Annotated in this window: 16 protein-coding genes; 4 read left to right on the top strand and 12 right to left on the bottom strand. The window is 71.5% G+C overall.

Annotation, left to right across the window (positions count from 1 at the left end):
* Positions 1-5: 5 nt before the first annotated feature.
* The 10 genes from DRB89_RS06955 to DRB89_RS06910 all read right to left on the bottom strand — a co-directional run bounded on the left by DRB89_RS06955 (position 6) and on the right by DRB89_RS06910 (position 6,699).
* The gene (locus tag DRB89_RS06955) at positions 6-872 is read right to left on the bottom strand and encodes an NAD(P)-dependent oxidoreductase (protein WP_112447594.1); all 867 of its coding nucleotides are present in this window, start codon (positions 870-872) and stop codon (positions 6-8) included.
* An 83-nt stretch (positions 873-955) separates the two neighbouring features.
* Entirely contained in the window at positions 956-1,267 is a 312-nt protein-coding gene (locus DRB89_RS06950; RefSeq protein ID WP_112447595.1) for an antibiotic biosynthesis monooxygenase family protein, read from the bottom strand.
* Positions 1,257-1,589, bottom strand: a complete 333-nt coding sequence (locus tag DRB89_RS06945) for an antibiotic biosynthesis monooxygenase family protein (protein WP_112447596.1) — start codon at positions 1,587-1,589, stop codon at positions 1,257-1,259. The genes DRB89_RS06950 and DRB89_RS06945 overlap by 11 nt, the downstream gene beginning before the upstream one ends.
* Positions 1,589-2,344 carry an SDR family oxidoreductase gene (locus tag DRB89_RS06940; protein WP_112447597.1) on the bottom strand — a complete coding sequence of 252 codons (756 nt, stop codon included), beginning with the start codon at positions 2,342-2,344 and terminating at the stop codon, positions 1,589-1,591. Before DRB89_RS06940 ends, DRB89_RS06945 begins: the two co-directional genes overlap by 1 nt.
* A gap of 58 nt (positions 2,345-2,402) precedes the next feature.
* Complete coding sequence (locus tag DRB89_RS06935) at positions 2,403-2,864, bottom strand: anthrone oxygenase family protein (protein ID WP_112447598.1); 462 nt, start codon at positions 2,862-2,864, stop codon at positions 2,403-2,405.
* Positions 2,865-2,874: 10 nt separating this feature from the next.
* Positions 2,875-3,342: an SRPBCC family protein gene (locus tag DRB89_RS06930; protein WP_112447599.1), complete on the bottom strand. Its 468-nt coding sequence runs from the start codon at positions 3,340-3,342 to the stop codon at positions 2,875-2,877.
* A 77-nt stretch (positions 3,343-3,419) separates the two neighbouring features.
* Complete coding sequence (locus tag DRB89_RS06925) at positions 3,420-4,652, bottom strand: ketosynthase chain-length factor (protein ID WP_162688489.1); 1,233 nt, start codon at positions 4,650-4,652, stop codon at positions 3,420-3,422.
* Positions 4,653-5,936 carry a beta-ketoacyl-[acyl-carrier-protein] synthase family protein gene (locus tag DRB89_RS06920; RefSeq protein WP_112447600.1) on the bottom strand — a complete coding sequence of 428 codons (1,284 nt, stop codon included), beginning with the start codon at positions 5,934-5,936 and terminating at the stop codon, positions 4,653-4,655. It lies immediately after the preceding gene.
* On the bottom strand, positions 5,933-6,367 hold the full coding sequence (locus DRB89_RS06915) for a cupin domain-containing protein (protein WP_112447601.1): 435 nt from the start codon (positions 6,365-6,367) through the stop codon (positions 5,933-5,935). The genes DRB89_RS06920 and DRB89_RS06915 overlap by 4 nt, the downstream gene beginning before the upstream one ends.
* Complete coding sequence (locus DRB89_RS06910; RefSeq protein WP_112447602.1) at positions 6,364-6,699, bottom strand: TcmI family type II polyketide cyclase; 336 nt, start codon at positions 6,697-6,699, stop codon at positions 6,364-6,366. The genes DRB89_RS06915 and DRB89_RS06910 overlap by 4 nt, the downstream gene beginning before the upstream one ends.
* Before the next feature lie 167 nt (positions 6,700-6,866).
* Here DRB89_RS06910 and DRB89_RS06905 point away from each other — a divergent pair, with 167 nt between their 5' ends.
* Complete coding sequence (locus DRB89_RS06905) at positions 6,867-7,250, top strand: SchA/CurD-like domain-containing protein (protein ID WP_112447603.1); 384 nt, start codon at positions 6,867-6,869, stop codon at positions 7,248-7,250.
* 81 nt (positions 7,251-7,331) lie between these two features.
* Here DRB89_RS06905 and DRB89_RS06900 read toward each other — a convergent pair whose 3' ends face one another.
* Complete coding sequence (locus tag DRB89_RS06900) at positions 7,332-8,822, bottom strand: MFS transporter (protein ID WP_162688488.1); 1,491 nt, start codon at positions 8,820-8,822, stop codon at positions 7,332-7,334.
* Positions 8,823-9,060: 238 nt separating this feature from the next.
* Here DRB89_RS06900 and DRB89_RS06895 point away from each other — a divergent pair, with 238 nt between their 5' ends.
* Genes DRB89_RS06895 through DRB89_RS06885 form a run of 3 tightly spaced genes read left to right on the top strand, consistent with a single transcriptional unit; the run spans position 9,061 to position 13,681 of the window.
* Positions 9,061-10,896, top strand: coding sequence for an asparagine synthase-related protein (locus DRB89_RS06895; protein WP_112447605.1), 1,836 nt, complete (start codon positions 9,061-9,063; stop codon positions 10,894-10,896).
* Positions 10,893-12,089, top strand: a complete 1,197-nt coding sequence (locus DRB89_RS06890; protein WP_239516040.1) for a Xaa-Pro peptidase family protein — start codon at positions 10,893-10,895, stop codon at positions 12,087-12,089. The genes DRB89_RS06895 and DRB89_RS06890 overlap by 4 nt, the downstream gene beginning before the upstream one ends.
* An 8-nt stretch (positions 12,090-12,097) precedes the next feature.
* Positions 12,098-13,681, top strand: a complete 1,584-nt coding sequence (locus DRB89_RS06885; RefSeq protein ID WP_112447606.1) for a multicopper oxidase family protein — start codon at positions 12,098-12,100, stop codon at positions 13,679-13,681.
* Between the two features lie 97 nt (positions 13,682-13,778).
* On the opposite strand, the gene DRB89_RS45890 is transcribed toward DRB89_RS06885, so the two are convergent.
* Positions 13,779-15,416, bottom strand: coding sequence for an FAD-dependent oxidoreductase (locus DRB89_RS45890; RefSeq protein WP_162688487.1), 1,638 nt, complete (start codon positions 15,414-15,416; stop codon positions 13,779-13,781).
* Between the last annotated feature and the right edge of the window lie 64 nt (positions 15,417-15,480).

Genomic DNA, 15,480 nt, shown 5'->3' with positions numbered 1-15,480 from the left:
ACTCCCTACTGCGGTTGGTATTCCACGAGCACGGACGCGTCCTTGTCGCCGTCGCCCGCGGCGATCACGGCCGCGTACCGCTTCCGTACGACGTCCAGTACGGGCAGCTCTGCACCGAGCGCGGCCGCCGCCTCCTGCGCGATCCGGATGTCCTTCTCCATCAGCTCGGAGCGGAAGAAGGCCGGCTCGTAGGAGCGCTTGAGCATCAGATCGGCGCGGAAGCGCATCACCAGGGAGCTGAAGCCGCTGCCGGCGATCGCGCTGATCAGCTGGTCGCGGTCGAGGCCCGCGGCCACGCCGTAGCCGACGGACTCGGCGAGCGAGGCGACCTGCGCGCCGAGCAGGAGGTTGAGGATCAGCTTCATGGCGGCCGCGTTGCCCGGGGCCCCGACGTGCGTGACCTCGCTGCCTATCGCCTCCAGGACCGGGCGGGCGTCGTAGAGGTCCGCCGGGTCGCCGGAGACGTACACGCGCAACTGGCCCTTGCGGGCCTGGAGCGGGTTGCCGACGACACAGGCCTCGACGCGGCGCAGGCCCTTGTCCGCCAGGCGGACGGCGGCCTCGCGGGCGTAGCCCGGCGAGACCGTCGAGGTGTCGACGACGATGGTGCCGGGGGCCAGTACGGGCACCACCCGGCCGAACAGGATCTCCTCGACCGCCTTCTCGTCGGAGAGGCTCAGCACGACGATGTCGTGTCCGGCGGCGGCGCGCTCGGGTGCGTCGGCGAGCTTGGCACCCGCCTCGACGAGTCCGGCCGCCTTGGAGGCGGTCCGGTTGTAGACGGTCAGGGCGTACCCGGACTCCACCAGGCGGCCGGCCATGCCGCCGCCCATGTTGCCCAGGCCGATGAAGGCCAACTGTCGGTTGGTCATGGGAGGTTCTCTTTCGTTTCCGGGCCGGCTGCCGGTTCGGGAGTCCGGGGCGAGCGGCGTCGAGGGGTACGGCCGTGAAGCCGTCAGTACGCCGCGTCGACCTCGTAGAGGGCGAAGGGGGCGCTCGTACGGTTGTCGCGGAACGGCCGCAGCGGGGCGGTGTCCTCGCGGTGCTCCGCCCCCTCCTCCCAGACCTGGAAGGCGGCCATGGACTCCCAGCGGCTGACCACGACGAGCGCGGTCGGGTCGCCGGGGGACCTCAGCAGCTCGTTGCCGAGCATGCCGGGAACCCCCGCGAGCCGCTTGCTGACCAGGTGGTAGGCGTCCCGTACGGCGGCCAGCTGCTCCTCGTCGAAGGCCGCCTGGTAGACCAGGACCCTCACCTCACCGGGCATCGGCCGCAGCCTTGCCCTCGATGGTGGTGAGCACCTCCATGACGTGGAAGGAGCCGCCCTTGCGGAAGGGGTGCAGGGTCGCCCGGTGTTCGAGGTGTGCGGGGCTCTCCTCGAACTCGCGGAAACGCGGCTCGTCCGTCCAGTCGCTGATGATCACGAAGATCGTCTTGTCGCCGGCCGTGCGGGCGTCCTCGCGGGCGAGGGACTGGCCGAGGTTCGCCGGGTGACCGGTGACCGCATCGGTGCCCTCGTGCCAGGCCTTCTCGAAGTCGGCCTCCTTGCCGGGCTCGATCTCCATGCGGAGCATCACGCGGAAGGCCATCAGGAGATACCTCCGTCGACACCGATCGTGTTGCCGGTGACGTAGCGGGACAGGTCGCTGGCGAGCCACAGGATGGCGCCGGCCACCTCGTCGGGGGTGCCGAGCCGGCCCAGGGCGGTCTTCGCGCCGTACCGCTCCGACATCAGCTTCTGCTGGTCGGCCGGCATCGCGAAGAAGTTCTCGGTCTCGATGACGCCGAGCGCGACCACGTTGAAGCGGATGCCCTGCGGGCCGAACTCCTTGGCCAGCGAGCGGTTCAGGCCCACGAGCGCGGCCTTCGTGGTGGTGTAGTGCGCGCGCAGCGGGATGCCGGCGTCGACGGCGCGGGAGCCGATCGAGACGACGGAGGAGCCCTCGCCGAGCAGCGGCAGCGCGTTCTGGATGACCAGGTGGGCGCCGGTGATGTTGGTGGCGAGGATCCGGTTCCACTCGTCGAGCGGGAGGTCCTTGTACGGGACGTGGCTGATGGCGCCGGCGTTGTTGACCAGGAGGTCCAGGCGGCCGCCGGTCAGCTCGCCGACCTGCCGGAGCAGGCCCGCGATCTCCTCGGGCTGGGAGAGGTCGGCGCGCAGCACGTGGTGGGTGCCGCCGATCTCCTTCAGCTCGTTCTCCAGGGAGGTGACGAAGTCGCTTTCGCGCTGGTAGCAGGTGATGACGTCGACACCGGCGTGGGCGAGCGCCAGAACGACGCCTCGGCCGACACCGCGGGTGCCGCCGGTGACCAGGGCCTTCTTGCCCCGGAGTTCGAGGTCCATGGGTGTTCCTCCGTGAAGTTGCGTATCGAGGGAAAGCGGTGCGGCGGAGCGGGACGCCTCAGAGCAGGAAGCCCAGCGCCGTGCAGTTCAAGGCGAGCGCGGCGATGGTCAGCCAGCTGCGCCGGCGGTTCCAGGCACCCCAGACCTTGCGGGGGTCGCGCTCGGCGAAGTCGCCGGGCAGGTTGTCCGGGTCGAGGGTGCGCATCCACCGGTTGACCGGGACGTTCTTGATGACCGAGATGGCGGCCGTGACCAGGGCGAGCAGCGCCGCCGCGGCGAACAGGGTCCGTGCCCCGGCCACCGGCGCGCCGATCGCCAGCGCCACGTCACAGGCGATCGTGCCGACCAGGCAGATGGGCATCGCCGGGTCGTAGCGCGTTCCGAAGAACGCGTGCGCGTTGACGTAGCGGTCGGCGGGCAGCGAGGCCAGGTAGGGGAAGCCGCCGAGCTGGGTGCCGAAGAGGACTCCGGCGGCCAGCCCGTTGAGCAGCAGGACCAGCGGAGCGATGAAGGTCAGCACCGTCGGCTCCTCAGCGGACGAGGGCGCGGGCCTGGGCTTCGACCCGTTCCTTGATGAGGTCCATCTGGATCTTGGTGTTGCGGTTCAGGTACTCCGTCATGGCGTTGTCCGTGGCCGGGGCCTCGGGCTTCATGTGGAAGTCCTGGATCCAGCGCATCCGCACGCCGCCCGAGGGCTCCTGCGTGTACTCCCACGTGATGTGCATGTAGTCGAACGGGCCGGTCTCCACGCGCTGGGCAGAAACCGTGCGGGCCGCGGCGTCACCGGTGCGGCGCGAGACCCAGCTCCAGACGTTGCCGTCCTCGTCCGGGTGCATGGTCAGGCGGAAGACGATGGTGTCGTCGCCCTCCCGCTCGATCACCTCGGCGCTGGCGTACTCGCTGAACAGGTTCGGCCAGTTCGGGACGTCGTTGGTGATGTCCCAGACGACGTCCATGGGGGCGTCGATGACGATGAAGTTGTCGGTGTGTCCAGCCACGGTTCCGTGCTCCTCTGTGGTGTCTGCTCGGTTCGTGTCTTCAGGCGTGTCGGCCGTGTGGGGGGAGGTGCGCCGGGTCAGCGACCGAGGACGAGAGCGGAGGTGAAGCCTCCGTGACCGCGGGCCAGAACCAGTGCGTGGCGCAGGGGCTGCTCCCGGGGGGCTCCCGTGACCAGGTCGATCTCGAAGCCGGGTGCGAGCGTGCGGACGTGGGGGGTGTGGGGGATCACGCCCTCGCGCAGCGACAGCAGGGCGGTGGCGACGTCGAGCGGCGCGCCTCCGCCGTACAGCCGGCCGGTGAGCGTCTTCGGCGCGGTGACCGGGACGCCCCGGGGGCCGAAGATCGCGGTGATGGTGCGCGCCTCGTCGAGGTCGTCGGCGGGGACGCCCGCGGCGTCGGCGAAGACGACGTCGATGTCGGCCGGGGTGAGGCCGGCGTCGGCGATGGCGGCCTCGGCCGTGCGGCGCAGTGCGCGCGGCCGCTCGGACTCGGGCGCCGGGTCGAAGCCCGAGGCGTAGCCGAGGACCCGCCCGTAGGCGGTGGCGCCGCGCTCGTCGGCGGCCTCGGCGCTCTCCAGTACGAGGATCGCGCCGCCCTCTCCGGGCAGGTAGCCGGAGGCGTCGGCGTCGAACGGCACGTAGGCGCGCTCCGGGTCGGGGACCCGGGAGAGCTTGCCGTTGGTCAGCTGCGCGGTCAGGGCGTACGGGCACAGCGAGGCGTCCGTACCGCCGGTGACCACGAGCCGGGAACCCTTGCGGGTCAGGCGCCGGGCCTGGCCGATGGCGTCGAGTCCGCCGGCCTGCTCGCCCGCGAGCACTCCGCACGGGCCGCGCATCTTGTGCTTGATGGACACCTGGCCGGTGGTCGCCGCGTAGAACCAGGCGATCGACTGGTAGGCGCCGACCCAGCCCGGGTCGTTCTGGTAGAGCGCGGTCATCTCCTTCTGGCCGAACTCCGTGCCACCGGAGGACGAGGAGGTGACGACGGCCATCTCGTACTCGGGGATGGCGCCCAGATCGGCGCCCGAGTCCTCGAGGGCCGCCTCGCTGGCGGCCAGTGCGAGATGGGTCCAGTGGTCGGTCTGCGAGATGAGCCGGTTCGGCTTGACGGAGTCCTGGGCGCTGAAGCCCGGTACCTGTCCGGCGTGCTGGACCGGGTAGCTCGACGGGTCGAACCGGCCGATCCGACCGATCCCCGACTTCCCGGCGAGCACCGAGGCCCAGTGGGCCTCGACGCCGACACCGGTGGGAGCGAAGATCCCGAGTCCGGTGATCACCGGGGGGCGGTGGTCGGGGGAGGGGGCCATCATTCAGCTCCTTCCGGCCGCGGCCGCGGCGGAGCCGGGGCGCGCGAGCAGCATGGCCGTCTGGAAGCCGCCGAAGCCGCTGCCGACGGTGAGGACGACGTCCATGGAGTGGTCGCGGGCCGTGATCGGGACGTAGTCCAGATCGCAGAGCGGGTCCTTGGTCGTCAGGTTGGCGGTGGGCGGGACGACCTGCCGGTCGAGCGCCAGGGCGCTGGCCGCCACCTCGATGGAGCCGATGGCGCCCAGCGAGTGGCCGACCATCGACTTGATGGAGCTGACCGGGATGTCGTAGGCGTGGCTGCCCAGGCTCCGCTTGAACGCGGCCGTCTCGTGCCGGTCGTTCTGCAGGGTGCCCGAGCCGTGCGCGTTGATGTAGCCCACGGCGGTCGGGTCGATCTTGGCCTGGTTCAGGGCCACGCCGATGGCCTCGGCCATCTCGCGCCCGTCGGGCTTGAGACCGGTCATGTGGTACGCGTTGCTGCGCCCGGCGAAGCCGACGATCTCGGCGTAGATGCGGGCGCCGCGGGCGATGGCCGCCTCGCGCTCCTCGATGACCATGACGGCGGAGCCCTCGGCGAGCACGAAGCCGTCGCGCGTCCCGTCGAAGGGGCGCGACGCGTGCGCCGGGTCGTCGTTGTTCGCCGTGGTCGCCTTGATCGCGTCGAAACAGGCCGAGGTGATCGGCGAGATCGGCGCGTCGGTGGCGCCGGCGATGGCGACGTCCGCGGAGCCCTCCTCGATGAGCTGGACGGCGTGCCCGATGGAGTCCAGGCCCGAGGTGCAGCCGGTGGAGACCAGCGCGACCGGGCCCTCGGCCCCGACCTCCCAGGCGACCTCGGCCGCCAGGGTGGAGGGGATCATGTAGCCGTACAGGTGCGGGACGCCGTACTCGTGGTCGACGAGCCACTTGCGGCCGCTGTCGGAGAGGGTGACGTACTCCTCCTCCAGGCCCATCGTGCAGCCGACGGCCGAACCGATGGAGACCGTGAGCCGCTCGGGGGCCAGCGAGGAGAGCTGGATCCCGCTGTCCGCCACCGCCTCCCGGGCGGAGACGACGGCGAACTGCGCGGCGCGGTCCATCCGGCGGACCTGGCGCGGGGTCAGCCCCGAGGCGGCCGGGTCGAAGTCGACCTCGGCCGCGACCTGCGAGCGGAACGCGCCCGCGTTGAACAGGGAGATCCGCCGGGTGGCGGTGCGTCCCTCGGACAGCGTCCCCCAGAACGCCTCACGGCCCACCCCGCCCGGCACGACCGTGCCGATGCCGGTGATGACGGCCCGTCGGGTCACTTGGCACCGCCGACATCGGGGTTGGCCTGCTCGGGACGCTGGGCCACCTCGGTGTCGACGTGGCCGTACTCGGGGCTCGGCGCGAGCGGCGAGAGGTGGAAGGCGCAGCGGGCCGTGGTCTCGCCGACGTTGACCAGGCGGTGGCGCACGCCGATCGGGACCAGCAGCGAGTCGCCGGCGCCGAGGGTGAGCTTCTGGCCGTCGAGCGTCATCTCCAGCGTGCCGTCGACGACGTGCAGGAACTCCTCGGAGTACGGGTGGTAGTGCTCCGTGATCCAGTCGGCCGGGTCGAGGGTCATGACCCCGCCGAATCCGGAGGTGCAGCCCACGCTCTTGGGGCTGAGGGTGACGCGGATGTCACCGCCGCGCTTGGTGTTGGCCTCGACCTCGTCGGAAGCCACCTTCACGGTGCGGGAAATGGCGGTGGTCACTTGATCCGTCCTTCGTTCTTGGTCCAGATGTAGAAGGGGTCGGCCATCGCGTCCTTCGGCTCTTTCCAGTTCGGGTCGTACGGCTCGACGCACTCCGCGAGACGGGTGTTGATGTCGTCGTAGAGCGGGTGGCTGCGGGCGCGGTAGAGGTTCGCGTTGATGTCCTCGTCCGCCTCGACCAGGTGGAAGTACAGGCCGTGGAACTTGAAGAGGGTGCGGCGGGAGACGCCGATCATGTGCGGCAGCTCGGATTCGTCCGACTCGCCGAAGATCTTGGCGATGTCGTCCGTCTTCTCCGGCCGCAGCTTGGCGACGATCAAAGTGCGATGCACGGTGGGCCCTCCGAAGGGGTCGGTGGTTGCGAGGAAAGGTCTCACCGCGAACTGGAGGGTGGCTCGGCTTCCCCTCCAGCCCGGCTGGTGGGGAGAGTTCGAGCCAGGATCGAGCCGCGCCGGGTCCCCTGCCCGCGGACCGACCCACGACAGCGGAGGACCTTGCGATGGCATTCGCGGCGATCACGTACGACATCGAGCCGGGCTACGAGAAGGAGCTCACGGCGATCTTCCAGGACTTCAAGCGGGTGAGGAGCAGCCAGGTCAGGGACGAGTCGGGGCAGCAGGCCGGCACGCTGCTGGCGACGGCGGTCTTCCTCCGCGAGGACACGCTGGTGCGCGTCATCGAGTACACGGGCGAGCTGGACGCGGTCGCCCGCCACATGGCGACGCAGCCCGGCGTGCGCGATTTCGAGGCCAAGATCAAGCCGTACCTGAGCCGCCCGAGGGAGACGGACACGCCGGAGGGCTTCGTGGCGACCTTCCAGCGCAGCCTGCTGACCACGGTGGTGCAGTTCTCGAGCCGCGACGGGGTCCCGGCAGGGGCGTAGCGGAGCAACGAAAGAGGCGCGTGCCGGTCGTGAGGACGACCGGCACGCGCCTTCCCGCGCGCCCCGCGGGGCCGGGCGGGACTACCGCAAGGCGCTCTCCTTCGGCTCCGCGGGGCGCTGCGAGGACTCGCCCGCGGCCAGGTCCGGCTCGGCCGCGCGGGGGCGGGGGAGCGCGAACCGCAGGAGGGCCAGGGCCAGGACGTACATGACCAACTGGCCGGCCAGCGCCCAGGCGATCGCGGCCTGCGAGTACCCGGCCCCGCCCGCGATCCCGTAGAAGACCGTGCCCACGAGCGCGACCCCGGTGGCGCTGCCGACCTGGCCGAACGTGGAGAACACCCCGCTCGCCGAGCCGATCCCGCCGCGGGACATCGCGGACAGGGTGATGTTGTACAGCGGAGGGCTCAGCAGGCCCATGCCCACGCCGCACAGGACGAGGCCCGGCAGGATGTGCAGCGGGCGCAGCTCCGTGCCCCGGGTGACGGTCAGCCAGAGCAGCACCCCCGTGCCCGAGGCCAGCAGCAGCGCGCCGGCCTCCAGCATGGGCCGGCCCAGTTTCCCGGTCAGCGGGACCGAGGCCCCGGAGGCGACGGCCGCGGACAGCGCGAACGGCAGCAGCGTGAAGCCCGCCTCCTTCGCGCTGAAGCCGAGCCCGTCCTGCAGGTGCACCACGAACACCAGGAAGAAGGACGCGACCGCGCCCATCACCAGGAAGTTCACCGCCGCACCGGCCGGGAACGCCCGCCCCCGGAACAGCTCGGGCGCGAGCAGCGGCGTCCGCCCGGCCCGCTGCGCCCGCCGCTGCAACGGCGCCAGCAGCCCCAGCAGCACCGCGCCCGCGACGAACAGCGGGATCAGCCACAGCGGCCAGCCGATCTCACGCCCCTGCACCAGCGGGACCAGCAGCAGCAGCAGACCGGCGGTGGCCACCGCCACTCCCGCCAGATCCAGCTGCGCCCCCTTCGCCGCCCGCTCCACGGGCAGCCAGCGCGCCGCGAGCACCAGCGCGAGCGCGCCGATGGGCAGGTTGACGAGGAACACCGCGCGCCAGCCGAGGCCGAACAGGTCCGCGTGCGCGAGGAGTCCGCCCGCCACGGGACCGCCACAGGTCGCCGCCGCGATGACGGCGGCCTGCACCCCGAAGGCCGGGCCGCGCCGCTCCTTCGGGAACAGCAGCATGATCACCGGGGCGATCTGCGGGGCGAGGAGCGCCGCCGAGAACCCCTGCACCACACGGGCCGCGATGAGCGTGCCGGTGCCCGGGGCCGCCGCGCACAGCGCGGAGGCCGCGGTGAAGGCGACGATCCCCCACAGCACCAGCGGCCGCCGCCCGTAGGAGTCGCCGAGCCGGCCCGCGGTGACCAGCACGAGCGCGAAGGCCAGGCTGTATCCGGCGAGCATCCACTGCACGGCCGAGTCCGAGGCGCCGAGCCCGTCCTGGATGGAGGGCGCCGCGATGCTGACCACGGTCATGTCGAAGGTGTGCAGGAATCCTGCGAGCAGCACCGCGCCGAGCGCGAGCCAGGAGCTGCGCGGCACAGCGCTGTTCGCGCCTGTCGGGGGTCCGGTCACGGATTCACCCTCCTCTGGGTACGGGCGTACGGGCGTACGGGTGTACGGGGCGCGGGCCACGGGTCGTGCACGCGTCGGCGCACTCTCGGGTCCGGGCACCCAAGACCGCTCGAGGATCGTTCGGGCCCCGCCCGCGACCTGCGCGATCGACCGTCCCTCCAGTGCCGCGCGGTCGCGGCGCGACTGCGCCGCCGGATGCTGCCCGTACCAAAACCGACACATGAGGAGAGGTGGCAACGTGTCCGGTCTCGTTGGCTGGATCGACTTCGACAGGGACCTGCGCAGGCACCGGCCGGTTGCCACGGCGCTTGCCTCCACGCTGGCGCAGCGCGGCCCGGACGGCGAGGCGGTGTGGGTCGGGCAGCACGCCGCGCTCGGCGCCCGCCTGCTCACCGTGGACGGCGTGAAGGACGAGCAGCCGTACGTCGTGCGCGCGGGCGAGCATGAGATCGTCTCCGTCGTCACGGGCTGGCCGACCGGCACCGGGGCGATCCGCGCGGAGCTGGCCACGGCCGGCGTCACGCTGCCCGCCGACACCGGCCCCGCCGCCCTGGTGGCGTACGCCTACCGGGAGTGGGGCGCGGACTTCCTGGCGCGCCTGAACGGCTCCTGGGCGGTGGCGATCTGGGACGGCCGCACCGAGGAAGTGGTCCTCTCCCGCGACCACCTCGGCGGCCAGCCGCTGTACTGGACCCGCACCGCCACCGGCGTGGTGTTCGGCTCCGAGCGCAAGGTGCTCCTGGCCCACCCCGAGGTGGACCCGGTCGTCGACGCGGCCGGTCTGCGCGAGGCGGTCTCCCAGGCCCTGCCGCACGGCGGCATCTTCTCCGGCTTCGACCGGATCGGCGCCGCCGAGATCGCCCGCTACGGGCGCGGCGGCTGGCAGCGCGGCAAGTTCTGGGGCATCAGCACCCAGCCGCACACCGACGACTACGACACCACGGTCGCCAAGGTCCGCGAGATCCTCACGCGCAGCGTCGAGGACAACCTCACCGACGACCCCTCGCAGCTGCTGGTGATGCTCTCCGGCGGCATCGACTCCTCCGCCGTCGCCGGCCTCGCGGCCGATTCGCTGTCCCGCGCCGGCAAGGGCGCGCTGCGCACCTTCACCATCGGCTTCCAGCGCAGCGACTTCCAGGCCGATGTCATGCGCAGCACGCACGACACCCCGTTCGCCGAGGAGGTCGCCGGCCACATCGGCGCGAACCACACCCTCGTCGAGCTCGACACCGGCGACATCCTCGACCCGATCGTCCGGCTGGGCATGCTGAAGTCGAAGGACTTCCCGACCCGCCAGTACGACATGGACACCGCCCAGTACCTGACGGTGCAGCGCGCCGCGCAGGAGGGCTGCAAGGTCGTCTTCGCCGGCTACGGCGGCGACAAGTACTTCCAGGGCGCCACCTGGTACACGCACAAGGACCTCGTGCTGTCCGGCACCTTCCCGTGGGTCGCGCTCGCCCAGAAGCACGGCGCCGCCAACGGCTTCGGCACCGGGCTGTTCAACCAGGAGGCGCTGGCCGCGCTCGACTTCCAGACGTACTACAAGGACGTCTACGCGACCGCCGTCTCCGAGGTCGAGTACCTGCCGGAAGAGGACGAGTGGCAGCGCCACATGCGGCGCGTGGCCTACCTCATGAACACCCGGTTCGGCATCGACGCGGGCTCGTACTCCGCCGCCGGCCTCCAGCTCCGCACGCCGATCAACCACCCCGAGCTGGTGCAGTACGCGTACAACATCCCCAACGAGATGCACAACCGCCGCGGCATCGAGAAGGGCATCCTGCGGGCGGCCGTCGCCGACCTGATGCCCGAGTCGGTCCTCGACCGGCACCGCAGCGCGTCCCCGGTCTCCAACCACCCCGACTACCCCGCCGGGCTCCAGCGCGCGATCAAGGCGGTGCTCGCCGACCCGCAGGCGCCGGTGCGCCAGATCATGGACGTCGAGGCGGCCGCCGCGATCGCGTCCAGCCTGGAGCGGCTCACCAAGGACCGGATGGCCCGCGCGGACATCGAGATGATGCTCCAGCTCAACAACTGGCTGGACCACTACCGGGTGAGGCTGGCGCTGTGACCTCGCGCTCGGAACGCCTCGCCCGCCACATGGACGAGGCCGGGCTCGACGTGCTCGTCGCGACGTCCGCCGAGAACGTGCTGTACCTGACCGGGATCTCCAGCGTCGGCGGCCAGAACCACCCGTACAGCAGCAGGGCGCTCGCCGTGGTGACGCGCGAGCGCCCGGACGCGCCGTACTACGCCAGCTCGCGCAGCGACGTGGACCAGTTCCTCGACGCGACGACCGCCCTCAGCGGGGTCGTCGGCTACGGCACCTTCTTCCGGGAACTGCCGGACGGCATCGAACTCACCGACCGGGAAACGCGGTTCAAGGAGGTCGGGCACGACGCCGAACCGCCGCCGAACGCCCTGGCCGCCCTCGTGGGCATCCTCACCGGGGCGGGCCTGGCCAAGGCCCGGATCGGGATCGACGAGAACGCCGCGCCGCTCGGCTTCCTCGACCGGCTCGCCGAGGAGCTGCCGGGCAGCACGGTCCGCCCGGCCGGCGCCCTGCTCCAGCAGGTGCGCAAGGTCAAGACCGAGTCCGAGCTGCTGCGGATCGCCGAATCCGCGGCGGCCTCGGAGGCGGGCATCCGGGCGGCCGTCGCCATCGCCGCGGAGGGCGTCACCGAGCGGGATATGGTCAGGGAGTTCGAGACGGCGGTGGCCCGTGCGGGCGGCCGCCCCCGCTTCACCCTGATCAAGTTCGGCAGGGAGGCCGTCCTGGGCCAGACCCGACCGTCCGATGCCCCGCTGCGCCGGGGCGAGTCCATCTGGTTCGACGTCGGCTGCACGCACCGCGGCTACTGGTCCGACATCGCGCGCACCTTCAGCTTCGGCGAGCCCTCGGCGCGGCTGGTCTCCGTCTACGCGGCCATGCTGGCCGGAGAGCAGGCGGCCCTGGAGGGCGCCAAGCCCGGGATGACCGGCGGGGAGCTGTTCGACCTCACCGTCGACGCCGTCCGCGCGGCCGGGGTGCCGCACTACCGCAGGCAGCACGTCGGGCACGGCATCGGCGTGGAGATCTACGAACCCGTCCTCATCACGCCCGGCAACACGGACGTGATCGAGGAGGGAACCGTCGTCAACTCCGAGACGCCCTACTACGAGTTCGGCCTCGGCGGAGTCCACGTAGAGGACCCCTTCGTCGTCGACTCGGGCGGCAACCGGCTCCTGACCACGCTGGACCGCTCTCTCACCGTCATCGAATAGGAAGGTCCATGACTCCTCTCTCACGACGCGGGTTCCTGGGCGCCGTCGGCGTCACCTCCACCGGACTTGCGCTCCCCTTCGTCATCGGCCGGGACAACTCGGACGGCAAGAACGGCGAGGCAGCGAACCTCAAGTCCGCGGCGGCGGCGGCGATACCCGCCCACTTCACCCTGCCGTTCAAGACGCCCCAGGTGATCCAGCCGACCTCGTCGGTCGGCACCACCGACTACTTCGACGTCCGGGCGTACGCCACCACCGCGGAGATCCTTCCCGGTGTGCAGACGCCGATCTTCAGCTACAACGGAACCTTCCCGGGGCCGACCTTCAGCGTCCGCAAGGGCCGTACCGCCGTGGTGCGGACCAAGAACGACCTGCCGGTGCCCATCGTCACCCACCTGCACGGCGGGAAGACGCCCGCCGAGAGCGACGGCTATCCGACCGACTTCATCCTGCCCACCGCGGGCTGGGCCGCGAAGACGGGCGGCAGCGGCCACCACGCGGCGGCCGGCATGGCGATGGAGGGCACGACCGCCAACGGCAACCGGGACTACACGTACCCGAACGCCCAGCGGGCCTCCACCCTCTGGTACCACGACCACCGGATGGACTTCACGGGACCGCAGGTCTGGCGCGGCCTGGCCGGCTTCTACATAGTCCGGGACGACGAGGAGGAGGCGCTGCCGCTGCCCAAGGGCGCCCGCGACCTCCCCGTCATGATCATGGACAGGGCGTTCAACGCGGACGGCTCGCTGTCCTACCCGTCCATCGACCCGACGCTCAAGACCACCCCGGGCGTCACCGGCTCCGCGCACAACGGCATGACCGGCGACGTCATGCTCGTCAACGGCGTGCCGTGGCCGAAGCTGGACGTCCAGGGCGCCCGGTACCGGCTGCGGCTGCTCAACGGCTCCAACTCCCGCCGCTACCGCGTCAAGCTGAGCCCGGAGCCCTCCGGCTCCGACTCGTTCACCCTGATCGGCAGCGACGGCGGTCTGCTCGACAAGCCGCAGCAGATGGACTCGATCTACATGGTCCCCGGCGAGCGCTTCGACGTGATCGTCGACTTCGCCAAGTACGCGCCGGGCACCAAGGTCACCCTGAAGAACAGCCTGGGCGAGAGCGGTACCGACGAGATCATGCAGTTCGTCGTCGGCGCCAAGATCACCGACACCACGAGCGTCCCCGCGACGCTCTCCACCATCCAGCGGCTCGACCCGACGAAGGCCGTGCGCACCCGGTCCTTCCAGCTCGCCCGTGACTCCCAGAACGTCTACAAGATCAACGGTTTCCCGTTCAGCACCGACCGCAGCTGGGCCGATGTGAAGCGCGGGGACATCGAGATCTGGGAGTTCACCTCCACCACGCACCACCCGATCCACCTGCACCTGTCGCCCTTCCAGGTCTGGAAGCGCGGAAGCTCGACCACGGTCCAGCCGGAGGACGTCGGCTGGAAGGACACGGCACGGATGCAGCCGAACGAGAAGCTCAGCGTCCTCGTCCGCTTCGACGACTACACCGGCAAGTTCGTCTTCCACTGTCACAACCTCGAACACGAGGACATGGCGATGATGGCCAACTTCAACGTGACCTAGGACCCGGGTACGACAAGCGGGTACGACAAGCCGGGTACGACGAGTGGGGCCGCTGATCCCTTCGGATCAGCGGCCCCACTGCCGTCTCCCGCCGGCCTCAGCCGGCCCGCACCACCGCGGTCGCCAGCGCCTGCGCCACGGCCTGCGCGCGGTCCTGCGCCCGCTCGGGGGCGCCGGACGAGCGCCAGGCCACGAACCCGTCGGGGCGCACCAGCACCGCCCCGTCCGCCGTCACCGCGTACCGCTCGTACCAGCCGCGCTCGGAGAGGTCCTCCAGCTCCGTGCCGAAGCCGGCCGTGACCAGCCGCACCCCGGTCCGCTCCGAAGCCTCCGCGGCGGCCGCCCGCCAGTCGGTGCCGTCCGATCCGATGAGCAGGACGAACGAGGAGCCGTACACGTCCAGCACCGAACCGTTGCGGTCCTCGCCCCCCTCGCCGCCCCCGCGCAACAGCACCGGCACGTGCGGGGCCCGGGTGCCGGGCTCACCGCTCAGCTTCTCCGGCTCCCGGAACTGCGGCAGACCCGCCTCGGGCGCCACCGACGGATAGGAGTGTCCGAGCATCACCGCCAGCACCTCCACGGTGGCCTTGCGCTGCTCCTCCGTCGCCCGCCCGGAGCGCACCATCAGCCGGAGCTGCGCCTGCGCGATCGTCGCCTCCGCGACGGGCCGGCGCTCGGCGTCGTACGTGTCCAGCAGGCCCTCGCCGGCCTCGCCGCGCAGCACCGCCGCCAGCTTCCACGCCAGGTTGTGCGCGTCGTGGACACCGGTGTTGGCGCCGTAGCCGCCGATCGGCGGGATGACGTGCGCGGAGTCCCCGATCAGGAACGCGGAGCCGTCCCTGAACCGTTCGGCCGACAGGGCCGCCAGCTCCCAGGGCAGCACGCCGATGATCTCGACGTCGGCCGTCGGGTCGCCGATCGCGGAACGGACCAGCCGCACGCTCTCCTCGGTGGTGAAATCGTCCGGCGTCGCCCCCTCCTCCGGGTGGTACTGGAGGATCAGGGTGCCGCGTCCGAGGGTGTCGTCGTGGCCCAGGACGGCCCCGCTCAGCTCCTCGTTCTCGATCTGGCAGATGGAGAACCGGCGTCCGTCCAGCGGTCCTTCGAGGTCGGCGCGGAACAGGATGCTCACCTGGTGCTGGAGGGTGCCGCGGCCGGTGCGCCCGATCCCCAGCGCCTCGCGGACCGGGCTGCGCGCGCCGTCCGCGGCCACCAGCCAACGGGCCCGCAGCTGGCGCACCTCGTCCGTCGCGCGGTCCTTCAGCGTCGCGACGACCGGCCCCCCGGGCCCCTCGGGCCGGTCGAAGGAGACCAGCTCGGTCCCGAAGCGCAGATCCGCGCCGGCCCGGTCCGCCGCCTCGCGCACCAGCGGCTCCATGCGGTCCTGGCCCAGCGAGATCTGCCGGGACGGGGTCAGGGAGCTCAGGTCGCCGGGCTCCGGCAGCATCACCGCCTTCAGCTCCTTGCCCCGCAGCGACTCCACGGTCGCCTGGCGCCGGTGCCCCGCGTACCCCGCGGCGGCCTCCAGCACCGCCTCCTCGGCGCCCGCGGACCTGAACGCCTCCAGGGTCCGCGGGTACCACCCCCAGGCCCGGGGGTGGATCGAGGTCGAGGCGTGCCGTTCCACCAGCACGGCCCGCACCCCGTGGTGCCGGAGGAACAGCGCACAGCTCAGTCCGGTGATCCCTCCGCCCACGATCAGGACGTCCGTCAGCTCCTCGGGCTCCTTGCCCACGGCAGCTCTCCCTTCAGGTTCGCAAGCCGGGGCCTGGTACGGATCCGGCTCTACGGATGGTCGG

This window comes from Streptomyces sp. ICC4, assembly GCF_003287915.1.
Taxonomy (GTDB): domain Bacteria; phylum Actinomycetota; class Actinomycetes; order Streptomycetales; family Streptomycetaceae; genus Streptomyces; species Streptomyces tritrimontium.
Note: the sequence above shows the minus strand (reverse complement) of the source record. Positions and strands in the feature narration are given on the sequence as shown.